Origin of the sequence: Aeromonas sp. L_1B5_3 (assembly GCF_963866575.1) — a bacterium.
GTDB lineage: Bacteria > Pseudomonadota > Gammaproteobacteria > Enterobacterales > Aeromonadaceae > Aeromonas > Aeromonas jandaei.
The window spans coordinates 19,207-39,353 of record NZ_CAWMDN010000107.1; the positions used below are offsets into that span (position 1 = coordinate 19,207).

Genomic DNA, 20,147 nt, shown 5'->3' on the forward strand with positions numbered 1-20,147 from the left:
GCAGAGGGATCAGGCTTCCTGCAAACGGGTCGGCCAGCCCATCTTCTGCTGGCGCTCCACTTCAAAGCGCAGTTCGCTGGCGCGCAGGTAGTGCTCTTCGAGCCACCCTTTGGGCAGGGTCAGGGTGAGCGCATCCTCGTCCGCTTCCAGCGTGAAGCCGGGCACGGTTCCCTGGGTGCGGCGCATGCAGAGGATCAGGGCGATACGCAGGATGCGGGCCAGCCGGATCGCCTGACGAGCGGTTACCGCCCCCTGCTTCTCCAGCGGTTCCAGCTTGAATTCATCCCGCTGGTTGAACAGCAGGGCCGACAACAGCTTCTTCTGCGCGGGAGTGAAGCCCGGCATATCGATGTTGTCGATGATGTAGGCGGCGTGTTGCGGCGCCTTCTTGTACTCGATGCAGAGACCGATTTCGTGCAGCAGTGCTGCGTAGCGCAGGATCGGGCGACCATAGCGCTTGGAGAGGCGCCAGGCCGGCTGCAACTGGGTGAACGCCTCAATGGCGGTGTCACGCACCCGCTCGGCGTGCTCCTTGTCCAGCTGGTAGCGGTTGATCAGGCTGTCGGCGGTGCGGTCACGGGCATCGCAGTCGTGATTGTTGCCGAGCAGGCCGTAGATCAAGCCTTCGCGCAGGGCACCACCCGCCAGCGTCATGCTCTCGATGTTCAGGGTTTCAAAGATGGCGATCAGGATGGCGAGGCCGGAGGGGAACACGGTCAGCCGTTCGGCTGCCAGCCCTTCCAGTTGCAGCTGGTCGAGCTTGCCGCAGGCGATGGCCTGACCCATCAGCTCCTGCAGTTTCGGCAGGGTGACCCGCTCGCTCTTCCCCTGCGCCAGCATGATCTCCTGCAGCGCCTGTACCGTACCGGAGGCACCGACGCAAGTGCGCCAGCCAAGGGCACGGTAATCATCCGCCACCTTCTCCAGCACCGCCTTGGCGGCGGCAATCGCCTGCTCGAAACGGGCTTCGGAGAGCTCGCCATCACCGAAGTGATTGTTGAGCCAGGTGACGCATCCCATGTGCAGGCTATTGAGCAGTTTCGCTTCGCTATGCTCGCCGATCACCAGTTCGGTACTGGCACCGCCGATGTCGATAACCAGTCGGTTGCCTTCACCGGCAGAGGTCCAGGAGACCCCCTCATAGATGGTCTTGGCCTCTTCCTCGCCCGAGATGATCTCGATGCTGTGGTTGAGCACCCGTTCCGCTTCGCTGATGAACTCGTCGACGTTGGTAGCCAGCCGCAGAGTGGCGGTACCCACTACCCGGATGTTGTCGGCCGGGATGTCTTGCAGCTGTTCGGCGAACAGGCGCAGACAGTCCCAGCCCCGCTCCATGGCGGTACGGCTGAGACGGAAGTCGGCATCAAGCCCGGCGGCGAGGCGAACCTTGCGTTTGACCTTGGCAACGGTGCGCAGGGCACCGGCGACCTCGCGCACCACCAGCATGTGAAAGCTGTTGGAGCCGAGGTCTATGGCGGCATAGAGAGGCGAGTTGTGCAACGGGCCTATCCTTTAGCTTTTGCGCGGCGGACGACGGCGGTTGTTGCTGTTGCCACCGCCCTGGCGATCCCGCATGTTGCGGTTCACCGGTTGGCGGTTGCGGAACACCCGTTTCGGCGCGGTGACATCATCCAGCAGTGCTTCGCGATCATACTTGCTGACCGGGATCGGGTGGTGGATGTACTCCTCGATGGCCGGCAGGTTGAAGGCATAGTCTTCACAGGCCAGGCTGATGGAGTGACCGCTCTTGCCGGCACGGCCGGTACGACCGATACGGTGAACATAGTCCTCGGCATCGTCGGGCAGGTCGTAGTTGAAGACGTGGGTCACGTCGGGGATGTGCAGACCACGGGCGGCCACGTCGGTGGCGACCAGAATGTCCAGCGAACCCTTGGTGAACTCTTCCAGGATCTTCATCCGCTTCTTCTGCGGCACGTCGCCGGTCAGCAGACCAACGCGGTGGCCGTCGTTCTCCAGCCAGGCATGAACGTCTTCACAGACATGCTTGGTGTTGGCGAAGACGATGGCTTTCTCCGGCCACTCCTCTTCCATCAGGGAGAGCAGCAGCAACATCTTGTCTTCGTTGGAGGGGTAGAACAGCTCCTCCTTGATCCGCACGCCGGTCATCTGCTCCGGCTCTACCTGCACATGTTCCGGGTGGTTCATGTGTTCGTAGGCCAGCTCCTGCACGCGCAGGGAGAGGGTGGCGGAGAACAGCATGCTCAGACGCTCGGTGGCGGGCGGCATGCGGCGGAACAGGAAGCGGATATCCTTGATGAAGCCCAAATCGAACATGCGATCCGCTTCGTCCAGCACCACGACCTGGATGTTGCTCAGGTCGATCACCTTGGACTTGAAGTAGTCGATGATGCGGCCAGTGGTGCCGATCAGGATGTCGACGCCCTGCTCCAGCACGGCCAGCTGCTTGTCGTAACCTTCACCACCGTAGGCGAGGCCGAGTTTCAGGCCGGTAGAGGCGGCGATGCTGTCGGCATCGTTATAGATCTGTACTGCCAGCTCCCGGGTGGGTGCCATGATGATGGCTCTGGGTTGATTTACCAGACGGGGTTTGGTCAGCGGGTGGGTAAGAAGATAGTTGAAGGTGGCGGCCAGAAAGGCGATGGTTTTGCCGGTGCCTGTCTGTGCTTGCCCGGCGAGGTCATGGCCCTCTACCAGCAGTGGCAGGGACAGTGCCTGGATGGGCGTACAATAGTGAAATCCCTTTGCTTCCAGACCAGCCAGAACTTCGGGTTCGAGGCCCATTTGGGCGAATTTGTCGGTCGTTAAGTGTGTTTTGCTCATGGCGGTAGGTTATCAGGTTAGGCTTGCAATAATAAACAGGATCATTTCAAATAGGGCAACTATTGCCTTTATTGACGTGTCAATAAAGCCTTATTTACTGACTGGAGTTGGAGATGAGTGACAAGATTGTTCAGCTGAGCGATGCCAGCTTCGAGGCAGATGTAATCAAAGCCGATGGCGCCGTTCTGGTCGACTTCTGGGCCGAGTGGTGTGGTCCGTGCAAGATGATTGCCCCGATCCTGGAAGAAGTTGCCCAAGAGTACGAAGGTCGCGTGACCGTAGCCAAACTGAACATCGACCATAACTCTGATACTCCGCCCAAGTACGGCATTCGTGGTATCCCGACCCTCTTGCTGTTCAAGAATGGCGAAGTGGCAGCGACCAAGGTCGGTGCACTGTCCAAGACTCAGCTGAAAGAGTTCCTGGACGGCAACCTGTAATAATCGAAGAGGAGCGCATTGCAATAATGCGCTCCTTCTGTTTTATCACCTAGACGCTCATCCCGATTGGTGCTAGTTTATCGCTCGTTTGCTAACCTTTTTGCCTGACTCCATTGCTAGCCTGGCAAGTCAAATCCGATCAGCATCAATCCAGCAGACTGTCTCCTCATTTCAATCCTTGCTTACAGACTTTCACCACTATGAATCTGACTGAATTAAAGAACACTCCTGTGTCTGAGCTGGTCAAGCTCGGCGAATCCATGGGGTTGGAAAATCTGGCTCGGGCGCACAAGAAAGACATTATTTTCGCGATCCTCAAGGCGCACGCCAAGGGTGGCGAGGATATCTTTGGCGACGGTGTGCTGGAAATCCTGACCGACGGTTTCGGGTTCCTGCGCAGTGCTGACGGTTCTTACCTGGCGGGCCCTGACGATATCTACGTCTCCCCGAGCCAGATCCGCCGCTTCAACCTGCGTACCGGCGATACCATCTCCGGCAAGATCCGACCGCCGAAAGAGGGCGAACGCTACTTCGCGCTGCTCAAGGTCAACGAGGTCAACTACGACCGTCCGGAAAACTCCCGCAACAAGATCCTGTTTGAAAACCTCACTCCGCTGCACGCCAACGAGCGTCTGCGCATGGAGCGTGGCAACGGTTCTACCGAAGACATCACTGCTCGCGTACTGGATCTGGCCTCCCCGATCGGTAAAGGTCAGCGCGGCCTCATCGTCGCACCGCCCAAGGCCGGTAAGACCATGCTGCTGCAGAACATCGCCCAGAGCATCGCCTACAACCATCCCGACTGTGAACTGATCGTTCTGCTGATCGACGAGCGTCCGGAAGAAGTGACCGAGATGCAGCGTATGGTTAAAGGTGAAGTGATCGCTTCCACCTTCGACGAGCCGGCATCCCGTCACGTTCAGGTTGCCGAAATGGTGATCGAGAAGGCCAAGCGTCTGGTCGAGCACAAGAAGGATGTGGTGATCCTGCTGGACTCCATCACCCGTCTGGCTCGTGCCTACAACACCGTTATCCCGTCATCCGGCAAGGTACTGACCGGTGGTGTGGACGCCAACGCCCTGCACCGTCCCAAGCGCTTCTTCGGCGCCGCGCGTAATGTTGAGGAGGGCGGCAGCCTGACCATCATCGCTACCGCGCTGATCGATACCGGCTCCAAGATGGATGAGGTTATCTACGAAGAGTTCAAGGGTACCGGCAACATGGAACTGCACCTCTCGCGCAAGATTGCCGAGAAGCGCGTCTACCCGGCTATCGACATCACCCGCTCAGGCACCCGTAAGGAAGAGCTGCTCACCTCCGGTGACGAGCTGCAGAAGATGTGGATCCTGCGCAAGATTGTCCACCCGATGGGCGAGATCGACGGTATCGAATTCCTCATCGACAAACTGGCGATGACCAAGACCAACGACGAGTTCTTCGACGCCATGCGGCGCCAACAGAAGTAAGTCAGGTCAGAAAATGACGAAACCGCGGCCAAGGTCGCGGTTTTTGTTTATCTAAATTTCGGCCGACTGGGTAGTATGAAGCTTCGATGTCACAAGGATAGAGACGTCATGAAACCCGTTTACTGGTTACTGCCGGGATTGCTGTTCGGTATCCCGGCCTTTGCGCAGAGCGTGCCAGAGCCTCCTTCGGTGGAGGCTGCCGAGCTGGGCACCGATCTGCGCTATCTGTCGAATTGCCTGCAACGGGGGCAGTTTGCCGCTGTCGATTCCCTGCTGGCGACCCAGAGCCGCGAGCAGCGGGAGTATCTGCTGCTGCAACTGTTGCGCAATATCAACGTGACCCTGCCGGCGTCACCCGAACTGCACGCCTGGGTGGCAGCCCAGGCAGACAAGGCCCCCCGGTGGCTGGTCGAGCAGCGGGTGGATGGCTTTCTGGTCCAGCAACCCGCCTACGATTTTGCCGCTCAGGCACGGCTGCTGCTGGGTCAGTGGCAGCAACTGGCGTGGCAGGCTGATTATCGCCAGCAACTGGAGCAGGGCACTTTCGGTTTCAAGTCGATCTACTACCGCGGCAACCCCGAGCTGGCTCGTCAGCAACAGGCGCTGCTGCAGGCCCTCGAGCAGCTGCCGGTTTCCCTGCTGCAGCGCGAGAGCCGGACGCTGGCTGCCCAGAACATCTATCTGCCTGACAACCGTCTACTGAGCTACCTGCTGCAGCGTACCGGCGAGCCGGCACTCTACAGCCGCCTCTGGCGCCAACCGGTGGATCAGGATGCTCTGGCTGCGCTGGCCACCATCAACCGCTTTCATCAGGGTAATGAGGCCAGCGAGTTGCTGATTGCCGCGAGCACCAATCCCCATCTGAAAGAGCCGGCCCTGCGCCAGCTGAGCGCGCTTTCCCCCCTGCCGCAACAGGCAAGAAGCTACCTGCTTGGTGAGCTGGCCAATCGGCAGTATGGATCTCTGGTGGCCGATCTGTTGATGGAGGTGGATGAGCCATTGCTGTTGTCGGCGCTGGCCAAACGCCTTGGGCAGCATGATCAGAATCCCATGACTCCGACTCTCTTCCCCGATTCGGGTACACCGGAGAGGCGGCCAGGGTTATAATGCCTCACCTCCTGAATCTGGTTGGGAACCTGCATGAAATACAAGGACTTGCGTGATTTTGTCGCGCAGTTGGAACAGAACGGACAACTCAAGCGGATTACCCGCGAGATAGACCCCTATCTGGAGATGACCGAAATCAGCGACCGCACCCTGCGTGCGGGCGGCCCGGCTCTGCTGTTTGAAAATCCCAAAGGCTACACCATGCCGGTGTTGACCAACCTGTTTGGTACCCCGGATCGGGTCGCTATGGGGATGGGCCAGCCCGATGTGAACGCCTTGCGTCAGGTCGGGGTATGGCTCTCCTATCTGAAGGAGCCTGAACCGCCCCGTGGCTTCAAGGAGCTGATGGAGAAGCTGCCGATATTCAAGCAGGTGCTCAACATGCCGACCAAGCGGCTCTCTTCCGCCCCCTGCCAGCAGGTGGTGCAGGAGGGAGATGCGGTCGATCTCGACCAGATCCCGATCCAGCACTGCTGGCCGGGCGATGTGGCGCCGCTGGTCACCTGGGGTCTCACCATCACCCGCGGCCCCTACAAGAAGCGGCAGAACCTCGGCATCTACCGCCAGCAGAAGATCGCCAAGAACAAGCTGATCATGCGCTGGCTGGATCATCGCGGCGGAGCCATCGATTTTCGCGAGTGGCAGGAGGCCCATCCGGGCGAGCGCTTCCCGGTGGTGGTGGCGCTCGGCGCCGATCCGGCGACCATTCTTGGCGCCGTGACGCCGGTGCCGGATACCCTCTCCGAATACGCCTTTGCCGGTCTGCTGCGCGGCAGCCGTACCGAGGTGGTAAAAGCCATCAGCTGTGACCTGGAGGTGCCCGCCAGCGCCGAGATCGTGCTGGAAGGCTATCTGGAGCCGGGCGAGATGGCGCCGGAAGGCCCTTATGGCGACCACACCGGCTACTACAACGAGGTGGACGAGTTCCCGGTCTTTACCATCACCCACATGACGATGCGCAAGGATGCCATCTATCACAGCACCTACACCGGCCGTCCGCCCGATGAGCCGGCGGTGCTGGGTCTGGCGCTGAACGAGGTGTTCGTGCCGCTGTTGCAGAAGCAGTTCCCCGAGATCGTTGACTTCTATCTGCCGCCGGAGGGGTGCTCCTACCGGATGGCAGTGGTCACCATCAAGAAGCGTTACCCGGGCCACGCCAAGCGGGTGATGCTGGGGGTCTGGTCTTTCCTGCGCCAGTTCATGTATACCAAGTTCGTGGTGGTGTGTGATGACGACGTCAACGCCCGCGACTGGAAGGATGTGATCTGGGCCATTACCACCCGGATGGACCCGGCCCGTGATACCACCCTGATCGAACACACCCCGATCGACTATCTGGACTTCGCCTCGCCCATCTCCGGCCTTGGCTCCAAGATGGGGCTGGATGCCACCAACAAGTGGCCGGGGGAGACCAACCGCGAGTGGGGTCAGCCCATCGTGCAGGATGAGGCGGTGAAGCAGAAGATCGATGCCATCTGGGATGAGTTGAATATCCTCGGTTGAGGCGAAAATGGCCCGTTTGCTGCAAAAATGGATGAGATCCGCAGCGATTTGGGTATCCTCGACGAATGGGGCCAGCAGTGCTGGTTATCACCTGACAGTGAAACAATGAGCGAAGCGGGTCGAGCGAACCCGCCACAAGGACAAGAATGCAACGTATCAAATGCCGCGTAGAGGAACTGCGCGAATATGTCGACACCATCTGGCATGTGGCCCTGACGCCGCAGCAAGAGGTCAGCTTCAAGCCGGGCCAGTATCTGCTGGTGGTGATGAGCGATTCGGACAAGCGTCCCTTCTCCATCGCCAACTCGCCGACCCGCCCGGGCGTGCTGGAGCTGCAGATCGGTGCGACTCCCGAAAACGCCTATGCCGGTCAGGTGCTGGCCCGTATGCGCGAACAGGGGGAGATCGAGGTCGAGCTGCCCGCCGGCAAAGCCTTCCTGCGCAACGAATCCCCCCGCCCGCTGATCCTGATGGCCGGCGGCACCGGTTTCTCCTATGCCAAATCGATTCTGGAGTACCTGATCGACAGCGGCAGCAAGCGTCCGGTTTTCTTCTACTGGGGGGTGCGTCAGGCACACTGGCTCTACGAGCTGGAGCAGATGCAGCAGTGGGAGCGTGACTACGCGCCGCTCACCTTCATCCCGGTGGTACAGGAGCCGGAGAGCGACTGGAGTGGCCGTACCGGTCTGGTACACAAGGCTATCATGGATGATTTCGTCAGCCTCCATGAGTACGACATCTATGTCGCCGGTCGCTTCGAGATGGCGGGGGCGGCCCGTGAGGAGTTCAAGATCCTCGGTGCCGAGCCGGAACGCATCTTCGGCGACGCCTACGAGTTTATCTGACAAGCCGTTTGTGCTGCCAAAACCCCCGGTCAAGCCGGGGGTTTTGCTATGGTGGCGCGACCAGATCGGGATAGTGTGGAGTTCGTCATTCAAGTCCAGTTTTTTTCGCAATTTCAGGTATGAATGGCTACTAATTCCCTGCAGCTGGTGGCATCTTTGTGCGTGATTGTCGGCGGCAGGATAAGGATATCCCGGGATGGGGCGAGGAGGCGCTGTGTTGAGCGAAGAGGGAAGATCATCGACAGAAGATGCAAGGGGAGAGCAGGGCTCCGCGGAGCCGGCGGCGACCCTGATCTCCTCCTCCCGTATTGGTGAACTGGCCCGGTTGCAGGCAGAAATTGCCGCTCTGAAGCATGAAAACAGCCTGCTGCAGGAGAAGCTCAATGCCGCTCTCGATGGTACCGGCATCTGCCTCTGGCAGGGGATTATTCCGACTGGCGAACTGCGGGTGTTCAACCTACAGAACTTTCAGGTCGGTGACATGGCTCCCCATTTCGACCAATGGAGCGCCAAGCTCCACCCCGACGATCGCGCTCACGCCATGGGCAGCTACTTCGATCATCTCGAGGGGAAAACCCCTTTCTACGAAGTCGAATACCGCACTATCAACCCGCAAGGGGAGGTCACCTGGCTCTGGGATCGGGGGCGGGTGGTCGATCGGGACGCCGATGGCAAGCCACTGCGGATCATGGGCTCCCATATCGACATCACCCAACGCAAAGCCTATGAGCAGAGGCTGGCGGAGCGTGCCAACAGCGATGCCCTGACCGGCCTGCTCAACCGGCAGGGCTTTGGCAAGGCGTTTGCTCAGCAGCAACATGATGGGGCGGGAGCGCTGCTCTTTATCGATCTGGACGATTTCAAGGGGATCAATGACCAGCTAGGTCATGCCTGTGGCGATCAGGTTTTGCAGCAGATGGCGGAGTGGTTGCGTCTCATCATGCCGGGCTCGGCCCTGTGTGGTCGCTACGGTGGCGACGAATTTGTGGTGCACCTCAGCCGGGGGGTCTCAAGCCATACCTTGGCCGAGCTGGCCGATGCCCTGATTGGCCGGATGCAAAGCTATGTGCCCAGACCCGGTTGTTCGCAACGGGTCGGGCTCAGTATCGGCATCGCTTTGTGGGAGGGGGCATCGCTGTCGTTTCGGCAGGCGCTGGAGGTGGCCGATCAGGCGATGTATGAGGCGAAGGCGCGCGGCAAACGGGCCTGGCACTTGCTGCGGGTGTGACGACAACCCGAGCTCCGTAAAGCAGAAACCCCAGCCATGCTGGGGTTTCCGTTATTCGCCTTTGGCGCCGAGTTGCTCTTCGAGTTGAGCCAGCTTGCTTTCGAGGGCGGCCAGTTTTTCCCGGGTACGCAGCAGAACCTTGGTCTGCACGTCGAACTCTTCACGGCTTACCAGATCCAGCTTGTTGAGCTGTGCCTGCAACACCTGACGGATCTTCTTCTCGGCCTCTTCGCCCATGCTGCGGATGCCGGGCGGCAGGGAGTTGTGTACCTGTTTGGCGATCTCTTCCAGTTTCTTCGGGTCGATCATGATGTCCTCCTTAAGCGTTGGTGGACATTCTACCGACAATTCCCTCATTTTGCCGAGATCGCGGCAGCTTTTTACACCTCGCTGCCCGTTATTGCTGGTCGGGTCTGGTGATGCGCCAACTGCTGCTACCCTTGCGCCCCCTTGTTGACCTGAAACCATGATGCAGAGCACAAACCTGATTGGAATATGACCGGTGTGAGTCTGTGTGTTGTTGTTCTTATGTTAACTTTGTGCGGTCGAAGTGATGATTGCTTCGTTGGTTTGTGATGGATAACAACCTGATAAAGAGAACAAAAAATGAAGAAGAAGCTAATTTATGCAGCCATCATCAGTGCCTTGCTGGCCGGATGTGGTGGTGAGAATGACAAGATGGGGGATACCACCAGTACCCTCGACTACGCCCTGAGTGGGATGAGTGGTGCGCGCCCCAGCGTACTGGCACCCCGTGCCAGCGATGGCACCCTGAAATTTTCGACCGAGACTCAGGATCTCTCCAACCCGGTATCCGCTCTCTCCACGCTGGATGGCTGGTCTACCACCCAACCCATTCAGCTGAACCCGGCCACCGTGAGTGGCGTGTCGGTTCCTGCTCCTGCTGACGCAGACTTTGCCGCCTCTGTCGCCCCCATCTATCTGCTGGAGCTGACACTGGATCCGACGACTCTACAGCCAAATGGCGTGAAGAATAATCAGCCGCTGGTATATGGTACGGATTTTGTTGTTCGTGCTGCCGGTGGCACTCTCAATCTGGTACCGCTCAAGCCGCTGAATACCTCCTCCTATTACATGATTGTCGCCACCGATTCGCTCAAAGACAGTCGCGGAACACCGCTCAAGGCTGGCAGTGACTACAGCACCTACAAGACAAACAGTGGCACCACGACTCAGGAGCAGAGCATCAGCAATCTGGTTGCGCTGCAAGAGGGGCTGTTCAAATCTGCCACCGGCATTACCAGTGATCGGGTGATCTTCTCCGACTGGTTTGCCACCCAGTCCGGCGCAGATGTGCTGCTGGCGGTGAAAGGGGCTGCAGCCAAGGTGGCACAGAACGGTCTGGATGCCGCCAAGGTATGGAAACAGGATGCCAAGGGCAATACCAGCCTGCCTAGCACCTATACCATGGCAGTGACAGGCAGCGGTGCTTTCCTGACCCAGATGGCTAATGAGCAGTTCCTGCCGTCGGATCAGAAAAATCTACTGGCTACCACCATTGCCAACAGCACACAGCTCACAAATATTGCCAATCTGACAACGGTATATACCGGAACCGTCAAGCTTCCTTATTTCCTCTCTACACCGTCAGTAGCAGGGTCATGGGACAAGGCCAAGACCCAGTCCTGGCATGGTGCCATCCCCAGCCTCTATGCCATAGCCAACGCCCTGAAGGCCGGTGATAGCGAAGTAATCGGCGGACTGGTTGGTGCCGGTGTTGACCCGACTCTGCTGGCAACACTGATCGCTGACCCGAGCCGTCAGAGCGAACTGCTGACCGAGGCGAGCAAACTGATTGGGGTGACCCTCACCTCCGGTGGCAAGCCGCTGGATAGCGAGCACAATATCGGCCGCTTCAATCCCCTGCCGGCATTGACCGAAGTACAATCCGTGCCGATGCGAATTTTTGCCAAAGATGCTCTTAATACCATCACCGATGTGATCATCTATCAGCACGGGGTCACCTCCATCAAGGAGAATGCCTATGCGCTGGCGTTGAGCCAAATTGGCGCAGGTATGGGGGCTGGTAAAAAGGTAGCGGTAGTGGTGATCGATCATCCTCTGCATGGTGAACGCGGCTTCGCTCTTAGCGGCAGTATGGCGACCGTGACCACCTCGGCAAACCCGACTCCCTACCTGAATCTGGGTTATCTGACGGTAGCGCGGGACAACCTGAAACAGAGCGTGGCCGACCTGCTGGGTCTGCGTCTGGCGGTGGGCCTGGCCAACAGCGGCAACGTGATCGGCAGTGCCGGCAATATCAAGGTTCACTTCCTCGGTCACTCACTCGGTGCCATTACCGGGGCCAATCTGCTGGCGGTCGCCAACCAGACCACAGGCAGTACCCTGGCTGATGCTCTGTTCAAGTTCGATACCGGTGGTCTGGCGATGCCGGGTGGCGGTATTGCTCCGCTGCTGCTCGATTCTCCGAGCTTTGGGCCGACCATCAAGATGAGCGTGCTGACAGCAGGCAGCCCCGAGTTGAAAGCGGGCTTTGCGGCCTATGAACCCAACTGCAAGACAGTCAAGGCAACCTGCTTCGTCAACGAGTTCCTGCCCAGTCTGAATGCGACCACTCAGGCGGCCGCGGCGAGCACGTTGCAGAGCTACAGCTTTGCTGCCCAGACAGTGCTCGATTCTGCCGACCCGATCAACCTGGGTCGCGGCATCAAGAGCAACTTCCCGCTGTTTGCCACCGAAATCGTTGGCAATGGTGCACTCAATCTGCCGGATCAGGTGATCCCGAACCGCATTGCCTCTGCACCACTTGGTGGCACCGAGCCGCTGTTCAAGGTGTTGGGTTTGCAGGCGTTGCAAGGCGGGCCGGGTGTGATCCCTGCCAGCCACCATGCAGCCCGCTTTGTGGCCGGTGGCCACAGCTCGCTGCTGGCGCCTGATGGCAATGACAGCAACGCGCTGGTGACCAGCGAGATGCAGACCGAGTTTGCCAGCTTCTTTATGAGCGGTGGCGCGGCAGTGCAGGTGAACGACAATACCCTGCTCAAGCAGTAACTGCACAGACCATAAACAAACGCCGCCCTTCGGGGCGGCGTTCTCGTTTCTGCAGCAGCTGAAAAATTCAGCTCGGCTGGTGATGCCGATCCAGCCAGCCTTGCAGCAGGCCGACCAGCAGACCGGTCAGGTGGGCGATATTGGCGGTGCTGGTGCCGAGCATGTCGAAGAAGCCGAGCACCATCCAGAACAGCATAAAGCCCATCAGCGCCGGTGGCAGAGTCAGGCCACAGGCCGGTTGCAGCTTGCTGCGCAGCCAGCAGTAGCCGAGCAGGGCATAGACCACGCCGGAGAGGCCGCCAAACAGCGGGCCGCTGGCGAAGAACTCGGCGATGTTGGGCAGGGCGGCGCCCACCAGCAGCAGGATCAGCAGCTTGCCGCTGCCAAGACGCTGCTCGATCTGACCACCGAGATACCACCACCACAGCAAGTTGAACACCAGATGGAGCACCGAAAAGTGGATGAAGGCCGGGGTAAAGTAGCGCCATGCCTGCCAGTCGGTGAACTGGGCCAGGGTCGGGTGGAAAGCCAGTTCGTCGTAGATGGGCAGGCCGATGGCATCGATCCCGTAGACGGCGAGACAGGCGATGATGACCACCAAGGTCAGTGGCCCCGCCTGATGGAGGAAATCAGTGACGGGATCCGTCATCCCCTTGCTGTAGTCGATGCGGGCATCGGCCCGGCCGGACTGCCAGGAGGCCTCCATATAGCGAGGGTGGTTCGGCTCGGTGAGGAAGCGTTTCACCTCCAGCTGGGCCTGGGCGAGGCGCTGCTCGTCAGCCAGCCAGATGGTGACCCCCAGCTCGGACTGGGTCAGCTCGCAGGAGATGCCCAGCGTCGCCAGATAGTCCACCAGCGCCTGCGCCATGCGGGCGTTGTCGAGCACCAGCAGCTGGATCATGCTTCGCCTGCCTCGATGGGAAACTCGCGGCGCCACGCCTCGAAGCCGCCATCCAGACTGTAAACTTCGTCGTACCCCTGTTGCAGCAGGTACTGGGCCGCTCCCTGACTGCTGTTGCCGTGGTAGCACATCACGATGACCGGGGTGTCGAACTCCACCTCGTTCATGAAGCGCACCAGAGTGCCGTTGGTAAGGTGGAAGGCGCCGACCGCGTGGGCTGCCGCGAAGGATTGCGGGTCGCGAATGTCCACCAGGCGGGCTTCGCCTGCACTCAGTTTCTGGTGGGCATCATGGGCATTGATATGGGCAAACTGGTCCATCTGGATGTCCTGAGAATAGGTTGATTGCCGGTCAGTGTACCGCAAGCTTGGGCACAAACTAACCCCACAAAAGATAAGGGAGCCTGTGGCTCCCTTGTCGATATGGCATGCGGGTCAGTGGGTTAACCGCCGAGATAAGCCTGTCGCACCGCCGGGTTGGCGAGCAGTGCCGCTCCCGTATCCTGCAGCACCACGCGGCCGTTCTCCAGCACATAGCCGCGGTCGGCCAGCTTGAGCGCCTGATTGGCGTTCTGTTCCACCAGAAAGATGGTCATCCCCTTCTGGCGCAGCTGCTCTATGGTGTCGAAGATCTGCTGGATGACGATAGGGGCCAGACCCAGCGAAGGCTCGTCCAGCAGCAGCAGGCGCGGCTTGCTCATCAGGGCACGGCCGATGGCCAGCATCTGCTGCTCGCCGCCGGACATGGTGCCGGCGCGCTGCTCCAGTCGCTCATGCAGGCGCGGGAACAGGGTAAACACCTGATCCAGCAGGCCATGCTGCTCGGCCTTGTCGACGAAGAAGGCGCCCATCAGCAGGTTCTCCTCCACCGTCAGACGGGCAAAGATGCGGCGCCCCTCCGGCACCACGGCAATATCCTTGCGCATGATGCGGGCGGTGGAGAGGTCGCTGATCTGCTCCCCCTCGAACCAGATGGAGCCGCTGCTGGGCTTGGGCTCGCCGCAGAGGGTCATCAGCAGGGTGGTCTTGCCGGCGCCATTGGCACCGATCAGGGTGACGATTTCCCCCTCTTTCACCTCGACGCTGACGTCGTGCAGTGCCTGAATTTTGCCGTAGTGGGTCGATACGTTGCGAAGTTCTAACATCTTGTGTTCCTTACGACTCGCCCAGATAGGCCTTGATCACTGCCGGATTGTTGCGGATTTCGTCCGGCTTGCCGTGGGCCAGCGGGGTGCCCTGACTGACCACGAAGATGCGGTTGGAGATACCCATCACCAGCTTCATATCGTGTTCGATCAGCAGCACCGAGACCCCGAATTCATCCCGCAGGCTCATAATGAGCTCATCCAGCTCGTCGGTCTCCTTCGGGTTGAGACCGGCAGCCGGTTCATCCAGCATCAGCAGCTCGGGGCGGGTCGCCATGCAGCGGGCGATCTCGAGCCGGCGCTGCTGACCGTAGGCCAGGTTGCCGGCGGCGCGGTTGGAGAGATCCTTGAGCCCCACCTTATCCAGCCAGAAGGCGGCCTGCTCCAGCCCCTCCTCTTCGGCACGGCGGAACGAAGGGGTCTTGAACAACCCGGCCAGAAAGCCGGTGTTGAGGTGCCTGTGCTGGGCCACCAGCAGGTTCTCCACCGCCGTCATCTCCTTGAACAGCCGCACGTGCTGGAAGGTACGCACTATCCCCTTGCGGGCGATGAGGTGACCGGGCAGCCCCTGGATCTCCTCACCCTTATAGCGGATGGTGCCGCCGCTCGGGCGGTAGAAGCCGGTCAGGCAGTTGAAAATGGTGGTCTTGCCTGCGCCGTTGGGGCCGATGATAGAGATCACCTCACCCTTGTCTATATCCAACTTGACCCCGTTGACTGCCAGCAACCCTCCGAAGCGCATCGACAGATCAGAGACTTCCATTAACTTCTGATGAGTACTCATTTCTTCAACTCCAGATGCGGACGGGTCATCGGCAGCAATCCCTGTGGCCGCCAGATCATCATGAACACCATCAAGAGGCCGAACATCAGCATGCGGTACTCGTTGAACTCGCGGGCCAGCTCGGGCAGCACGGTCATCACGATGGCCGCCAGCACTACCCCGATTTGCGAGCCCATGCCGCCCAGCACCACGATGGCGAGTACGATGGCCGACTCGATAAAGACGAAGGATTCCGGGCTGATAAAGCCCTGCCGGGAGGCAAAGAAACTCCCCGCAAAACCGGCAAAGGTGGCGCCTATGGTGAAGGCGGTCAGCTTGATGATGGTGGGGTTGAGCCCCAGCGATTTGCAGGCGATCTCGTCTTCTCGCAGCGCTTCCCAAGCGCGGCCCAGCGGCATGCGCAGCAGGCGGTTGATGACGAACAGGGTGGCGATCACCAGCACCAGCGCCATCAGGTAGAGGAAGATCACCTTGTGGTTGGCGTTGTAGGCGATGCCGAAAAACTCGTGGAAGGTCTCGAAGCCGCCATCCTTGACGGTGCGGTTGAATTCCAGACCGCCCAGGGTCGGTTTGGGAATGCCGGAGATACCGTTGGGGCCGCCGGTCAGGCTGGTCATGTTGTTGAGCAGAATCCGGATGATCTCGCCAAAGCCGAGGGTGACGATGGCCAGATAGTCCCCCCGCAGCCGCAGCACCGGGAAGCCGAGCAGGAAGCCGAACAGGGCCGCCAGCCCACCGGCAATGGGCAGACACTCCCAGAAACTCAGCCCGAAGTAGTTGTTGAGCAGGGCGTAGCTGTAGGCGCCGACCGCATAGAAGCCGACATAGCCGAGATCGAGCAGACCGGCGAGGCCGACTACCACGTTCAGACCCAGCCCCAGCATGATGTAAATCAGGGTGAGGGTGGCCAGATCGATGGCGCCGCGAGAGGCCATAAAGGGCCAGCTCACCGCAAACAACAGTACCAGAATGGCTGTGGTGTTGTAGAGGCGTGGCGCTTCTTCCTGACTCGGCAGCACCAGCTTGCCGAAGCCGACCGAGAAGCCGCTGATGGAGGCCTGAAACAGCTTGGCAATCTGGCCGCGCAGCAGCTGGAACCAGAATACGAGGGTGGCACCCCCCAGCAACCAGGCCAGCGACACATCGAGGCGACTCACTACCAGCAGACGGGAGCCATCGGTCTCCAGCTTGAAGCCGAGCAGCCAGAAGGAGAGCACCAGCAGCACTAGGCTGGCGATGCAGGCATGGATGAATTGGCGTTTCATCATACTTTCTCCACTTCCGGGCGGCCCAGAATGCCGGTCGGCATAAAGAGCAGCACAAAGATGAGCAGGGCGAACGCCATCACATCCTTGTATTCGGTGCTGAGGTAGCCGGCAGTGAGCGCTTCCACCACGCCGAGCAGCAGACCGCCCAGCACGGCGCCGGGAATGCTGCCGATGCCGCCCAATACCGCGGCAGTGAAGGCTTTCAGCCCGGCCATAAAGCCGAGATAGGGGTTGATGACGCCGTAGTACATGCCGAGCAGCACCCCGGCAACGGCGGCCAGCGCGGCCCCCAGCACGAAGGTGATGGAGATGACCACGTGGGTGTCTATCCCTAACAGGTTGGCCATCTTGATATCTTCCGAGCAGGCGCGGCAGGCGCGGCCCATGCGGGAGCGGCCGATGAACTGGGTCAGCGCCAGCATGGTGACGAAAGTGATGACGAAGATGATGAGCTGCATATAGGAGAGGCTGGCCTGAAAGCCGTCAGCCTCGCCCAGAGTCCAGCCGCCGGAGATGAGGCTGGGCATGGCGATATCCCGCGAGCCCTGCGCCATTCGCATCATGTTCTGCAGGAAGATCGACATGCCGATGGCGGAGATGAGGGGGATCAGCCGGTTGCCACCGCGCAGCGGCCGGTAGGCGACCCGCTCTATGGTCCAGCCATAGGTGCCGGTGATGACGATGCTGACCAGAAAGGCGCCGCCCAGCAGCAAAACGGTGCTGTCGATGCCCATCATCATGAGCCCCGCCATCACCATGAAAGCGACATAGGAGCCGATCATGTAAACCTCGCCGTGGGCGAAGTTGATCATGCCGATGATGCCATAGACCATGGTGTAGCCGATGGCGATCAACGCATAGGTGCTGCCTATGGTTAACCCGTTCAGCAACTGCTGAACGAGATAAAGGAGGTGTTCGGACATACTGCGTTCCCTGTACTTGCCCGCAAAGAGAGGAGGGGGCGAGTCGGCTCGCCCCCGATCGGCAGATTATTTGAGTTGGGTAGAGGTACCGTCAGCGTGCCACTGGAACACACCGAATTCGAAGCCTTTCAGGTCGCCGTTCGGTGCCCAGTTGAGCTGGCCCATCACGGTATCGACCGGCGCAGCCTTGATGGCGGCAGCAACGGCAGCCGGATCCTCGTCACCCGCCTTGGCGATACCGGCCGCCAGGGTTTGCACCGCGGCATAGGTAGTCCAGACGAACGGGCCGGAGGAGTCCTGACCCTTGGCCTTGAATGCCGCAACCAGCGGGGCGTTGGCCGGCACCAGATCATACTTGTTCGGCAGGGTTACCAGCAGACCTTCGGAAGCCGGGCCACCGATGGCGGAGATGTCCTTGTTGCCTACCCCTTCCGGGCCCATGAACTTGGCCTTCAGACCCTTCTCGCCAGCCTGACGCAGGATCAGACCCAGCTCCGGGTGATAGCCGCCGTAGTAGACGAAATCGACGTTCTCTTTCTGCAGCTTGGCGATCAGGGCGGAGAAGTCCTTGTCGCCGGCAGTGATGCCTTCAAACGCCACCACCTTGACGCCAGCCTTGTCCAGCGCAGCTTTCACGCTGGAAGCGATGCCTTCACCATACTGCTTCTTGTCGTGGATAACGGCGACGCGCTTGGGTTTGACCTGCTCGATGATGTATTTGGCAGCAGTCGGGCCCTGATCGCTATCCAGACCGATGGTACGCAGGGTCAGCTGGTAGCCGCGCTCGGTGATCTTGGGGTTGGTAGAGGCGGGGGTGATCATCAGGATCCCCTCGTCTTCATAGATGTCGGAGGCGGGCAGGGTGTTGTCGGAGCAGAGGTGGCCGACCACGAATTTGACGCCGTCGTTCACTACCTTGTTGGCGACCGCGACGGCCTGCTTGGGATCGCAGGCATCGTCATAGACGATCGCTTCGATCTGCTTGCCCTTGATGCCGCCTGCCTTGTTGATCTGCTCGACCGCCATCTTGCCGCCGGTGAACTGCATGTCACCGTACTGGGCGACCGGGCCGGTGACCGGACCGGCGATGCCGATCTTGATGGTATCGGCGGCATGGGCCATGGAAACTGATCCAAACAGAGCCAAAGAAACCGCTGCCTTTACTGCCATTCTTCCAAAATTATTCATTGATTCATCCTTTAATCAGTGGATTGTTTCATTCCCGTGTGCCTTTCCGGATCCAGATCCTGCATGTCCGGCAGTAGATAAGGTTCTATCATTCCTCACGGGGCAATAACAAGATGTTAAAGATACTAACCAGAGGGGGTCGTGAGCGGGTATTTCGAAACAAATGACCTGTTTTAAAACTCAATTTAGAGTTTAATTTCGAAAGTTGATGTTAACATCTCGATAACCAGAGGCGGTCTGGATAAACGCCAGAGGATTAATCTGACGATATTTTACCCTGATGCTGCTCCCATTTTGACCACAATCCGTTTGCGCAAACAAAAATGAGCGCCTAAATTAGCCAGCATTGACAATTCCGTGGCAGAGCTCGTTAAAACCAAGCCTTTATTCGGGAAATCTGCTAATGTTCCGCCTTTGAAAGTCAGGAGACAGAGATGGCAACAATCAAGGATGTCGCCTCCCGTGCAGGCGTATCCATCTCCACCGTCTCACATGTGCTCAACCACACTCGCCGGGTCAGCGAAGACGCGACCCAGAAAGTGATTGAGGCGGTGGCAGAACTCAACTACGCGCCCAACTCGGTAGCGCGCAGTCTTAAAATAAATTCGACCAAAACCATCGGCATGCTGGTCACCACCAGCGTGAACCCCTTCTTTGCGGAAGTGGTGCAAGGGGTGGAAGCCTACTGCTTCGAGCAGGGCTACAGCCTGATCCTCTGCAACACCGAAAACCAGCCGCCCCGTCAGCAGCACTATCTGCGCATGCTGATGGAGAAGCGGGTGGACGGCCTGCTGGTGCTTGGTACCGATATCGACGCTCAGCTGCGCGACATGCTGCGCATCCACAAGAACGTGCCGCAGGTGGTGCTGGATTGGGGCACCGAGTGCGATTTCGCCAACGTTATCAATGACAACGCCCGCACCGGTGCGCGCATGGCCATGCGCTATCTGATGGAGCAGGGCCACCGCGACATCGTCTGCATCACAGGTCAGCTCTCCAAGCCGACCACCCAGCAGCGACTGGACGGGGTGCGCGATGCGCTGGGCGAACATGGTCTGACCCTGAAAGAGGAGCAGATCTTTGAAGGGGATTACGAGAGCCAGAGCGGTTTCGATGCCATGCAGCGCATCCTGACCCTGCAGCCTCGCCCGACCGCGGTGTTTGCCTTCGACGATCCCATGGCGATCGGCGCCATCTGCGCTGCCTGGGAAGCCGGGATCAAGGTGCCGGACGATATCTCCATCATCGGTTACGACGATGTGGAGATGGCGCGCTTCTCCAGCCCGCCGCTGACCACCATCCGCCATCCGAAGGCCGAACTGGGCCAGCTGGCGGTGAAGCATCTGGTCAGCCGGATCCGCAACAAGGAGCTGGAAGTGGAGTCGATGACGGTACAGCCGGAGCTGATCGTCCGCCGCTCGGTCAAGCCACTGCGTTGATCTAACCCTGTTTGCAACGAGAAACCCCCTCCATCGCGAGGGGGTTTTTGTTTATGGCCTGTTTGGGCTGAACGGG

At 59.6% G+C, this 20,147-nt stretch carries 18 protein-coding genes; 8 read left to right on the top strand and 10 right to left on the bottom strand.

The window, feature by feature from the left end:
* Window positions 1–9 precede the first annotated feature (9 nt).
* Both gppA and rhlB read right to left on the bottom strand, forming a co-directional pair.
* Window positions 10–1,500, bottom strand: a complete 1,491-nt coding sequence (gppA, locus tag AACR93_RS08650; protein ID WP_043850507.1) for a guanosine-5'-triphosphate,3'-diphosphate diphosphatase — start codon at window positions 1,498–1,500, stop codon at window positions 10–12.
* Window positions 1,501–1,512: 12 nt separating this feature from the next.
* Window positions 1,513–2,802, bottom strand: a complete 1,290-nt coding sequence (gene rhlB, locus AACR93_RS08655; protein WP_041210583.1) for an ATP-dependent RNA helicase RhlB — start codon at window positions 2,800–2,802, stop codon at window positions 1,513–1,515.
* Between the two features lie 113 nt (window positions 2,803–2,915).
* On the opposite strand from rhlB, the gene trxA reads away from it, so the two are divergent.
* From trxA to AACR93_RS08685, 6 genes are all read left to right on the top strand, one after another.
* Entirely contained in the window at window positions 2,916–3,242 is a 327-nt protein-coding gene (gene trxA / locus AACR93_RS08660; protein ID WP_005339416.1) for a thioredoxin TrxA, read from the top strand.
* 200 nt (window positions 3,243–3,442) lie between these two features.
* Complete coding sequence (gene rho / locus AACR93_RS08665) at window positions 3,443–4,708, top strand: transcription termination factor Rho (RefSeq protein ID WP_005339417.1); 1,266 nt, start codon at window positions 3,443–3,445, stop codon at window positions 4,706–4,708.
* Window positions 4,709–4,816: 108 nt separating this feature from the next.
* On the top strand, window positions 4,817–5,815 hold the full coding sequence (locus AACR93_RS08670) for a hypothetical protein (protein WP_043850508.1): 999 nt from the start codon (window positions 4,817–4,819) through the stop codon (window positions 5,813–5,815).
* 33 nt (window positions 5,816–5,848) lie between these two features.
* On the top strand, window positions 5,849–7,318 hold the full coding sequence (ubiD, locus tag AACR93_RS08675) for a 4-hydroxy-3-polyprenylbenzoate decarboxylase (RefSeq protein WP_043850509.1): 1,470 nt from the start codon (window positions 5,849–5,851) through the stop codon (window positions 7,316–7,318).
* A 146-nt stretch (window positions 7,319–7,464) separates the two neighbouring features.
* The gene (fre, locus tag AACR93_RS08680) at window positions 7,465–8,163 is read left to right on the top strand and encodes an NAD(P)H-flavin reductase (RefSeq protein ID WP_041210586.1); all 699 of its coding nucleotides are present in this window, start codon (window positions 7,465–7,467) and stop codon (window positions 8,161–8,163) included.
* 214 nt (window positions 8,164–8,377) lie between these two features.
* Window positions 8,378–9,391: a GGDEF domain-containing protein gene (locus AACR93_RS08685; protein WP_052497063.1), complete on the top strand. Its 1,014-nt coding sequence runs from the start codon at window positions 8,378–8,380 to the stop codon at window positions 9,389–9,391.
* Between the two features lie 51 nt (window positions 9,392–9,442).
* Here AACR93_RS08685 and ubiK read toward each other — a convergent pair whose 3' ends face one another.
* On the bottom strand, window positions 9,443–9,700 hold the full coding sequence (ubiK, locus tag AACR93_RS08690) for a ubiquinone biosynthesis accessory factor UbiK (protein ID WP_033112871.1): 258 nt from the start codon (window positions 9,698–9,700) through the stop codon (window positions 9,443–9,445).
* A gap of 297 nt (window positions 9,701–9,997) precedes the next feature.
* Between ubiK and AACR93_RS08695 the strand changes: the two genes are divergently transcribed.
* A complete protein-coding gene (locus AACR93_RS08695) occupies window positions 9,998–12,424 on the top strand; it encodes a VolA/Pla-1 family phospholipase (RefSeq protein WP_043850510.1) in 2,427 nt (808 codons plus the stop codon).
* A gap of 67 nt (window positions 12,425–12,491) precedes the next feature.
* Here the strand turns inward: AACR93_RS08695 and glpG are convergent, their stop codons facing one another.
* The 7 genes from glpG to AACR93_RS08730 all read right to left on the bottom strand — a co-directional run bounded on the left by glpG (window position 12,492) and on the right by AACR93_RS08730 (window position 18,632).
* Window positions 12,492–13,325, bottom strand: coding sequence for a rhomboid family intramembrane serine protease GlpG (glpG, locus tag AACR93_RS08700; protein ID WP_043850511.1), 834 nt, complete (start codon window positions 13,323–13,325; stop codon window positions 12,492–12,494).
* A complete protein-coding gene (gene glpE / locus AACR93_RS08705; RefSeq protein WP_043850512.1) occupies window positions 13,322–13,645 on the bottom strand; it encodes a thiosulfate sulfurtransferase GlpE in 324 nt (107 codons plus the stop codon). Before glpE ends, glpG begins: the two co-directional genes overlap by 4 nt.
* 122 nt (window positions 13,646–13,767) lie before the next feature.
* Window positions 13,768–14,469, bottom strand: coding sequence for an ABC transporter ATP-binding protein (locus AACR93_RS08710; protein WP_041210590.1), 702 nt, complete (start codon window positions 14,467–14,469; stop codon window positions 13,768–13,770).
* A gap of 10 nt (window positions 14,470–14,479) precedes the next feature.
* Complete coding sequence (gene livG, locus AACR93_RS08715; RefSeq protein ID WP_041210591.1) at window positions 14,480–15,253, bottom strand: high-affinity branched-chain amino acid ABC transporter ATP-binding protein LivG; 774 nt, start codon at window positions 15,251–15,253, stop codon at window positions 14,480–14,482.
* Complete coding sequence (locus AACR93_RS08720) at window positions 15,250–16,518, bottom strand: high-affinity branched-chain amino acid ABC transporter permease LivM (protein ID WP_033112866.1); 1,269 nt, start codon at window positions 16,516–16,518, stop codon at window positions 15,250–15,252. Before AACR93_RS08720 ends, livG begins: the two co-directional genes overlap by 4 nt.
* Window positions 16,518–17,444 (bottom strand): high-affinity branched-chain amino acid ABC transporter permease LivH, encoded by a 927-nt coding sequence (livH, locus tag AACR93_RS08725; RefSeq protein ID WP_033112865.1) that lies wholly within the window; start codon window positions 17,442–17,444, stop codon window positions 16,518–16,520. The genes AACR93_RS08720 and livH overlap by 1 nt, the downstream gene beginning before the upstream one ends.
* Window positions 17,445–17,510: 66 nt before the next feature.
* A complete protein-coding gene (locus AACR93_RS08730; protein WP_033112864.1) occupies window positions 17,511–18,632 on the bottom strand; it encodes a branched-chain amino acid ABC transporter substrate-binding protein in 1,122 nt (373 codons plus the stop codon).
* A 434-nt stretch (window positions 18,633–19,066) separates the two neighbouring features.
* Here AACR93_RS08730 and AACR93_RS08735 point away from each other — a divergent pair, with 434 nt between their 5' ends.
* Window positions 19,067–20,071 (top strand): substrate-binding domain-containing protein, encoded by a 1,005-nt coding sequence (locus AACR93_RS08735; protein WP_033112863.1) that lies wholly within the window; start codon window positions 19,067–19,069, stop codon window positions 20,069–20,071.
* The last annotated feature ends 76 nt before the right edge of the window (window positions 20,072–20,147 follow it).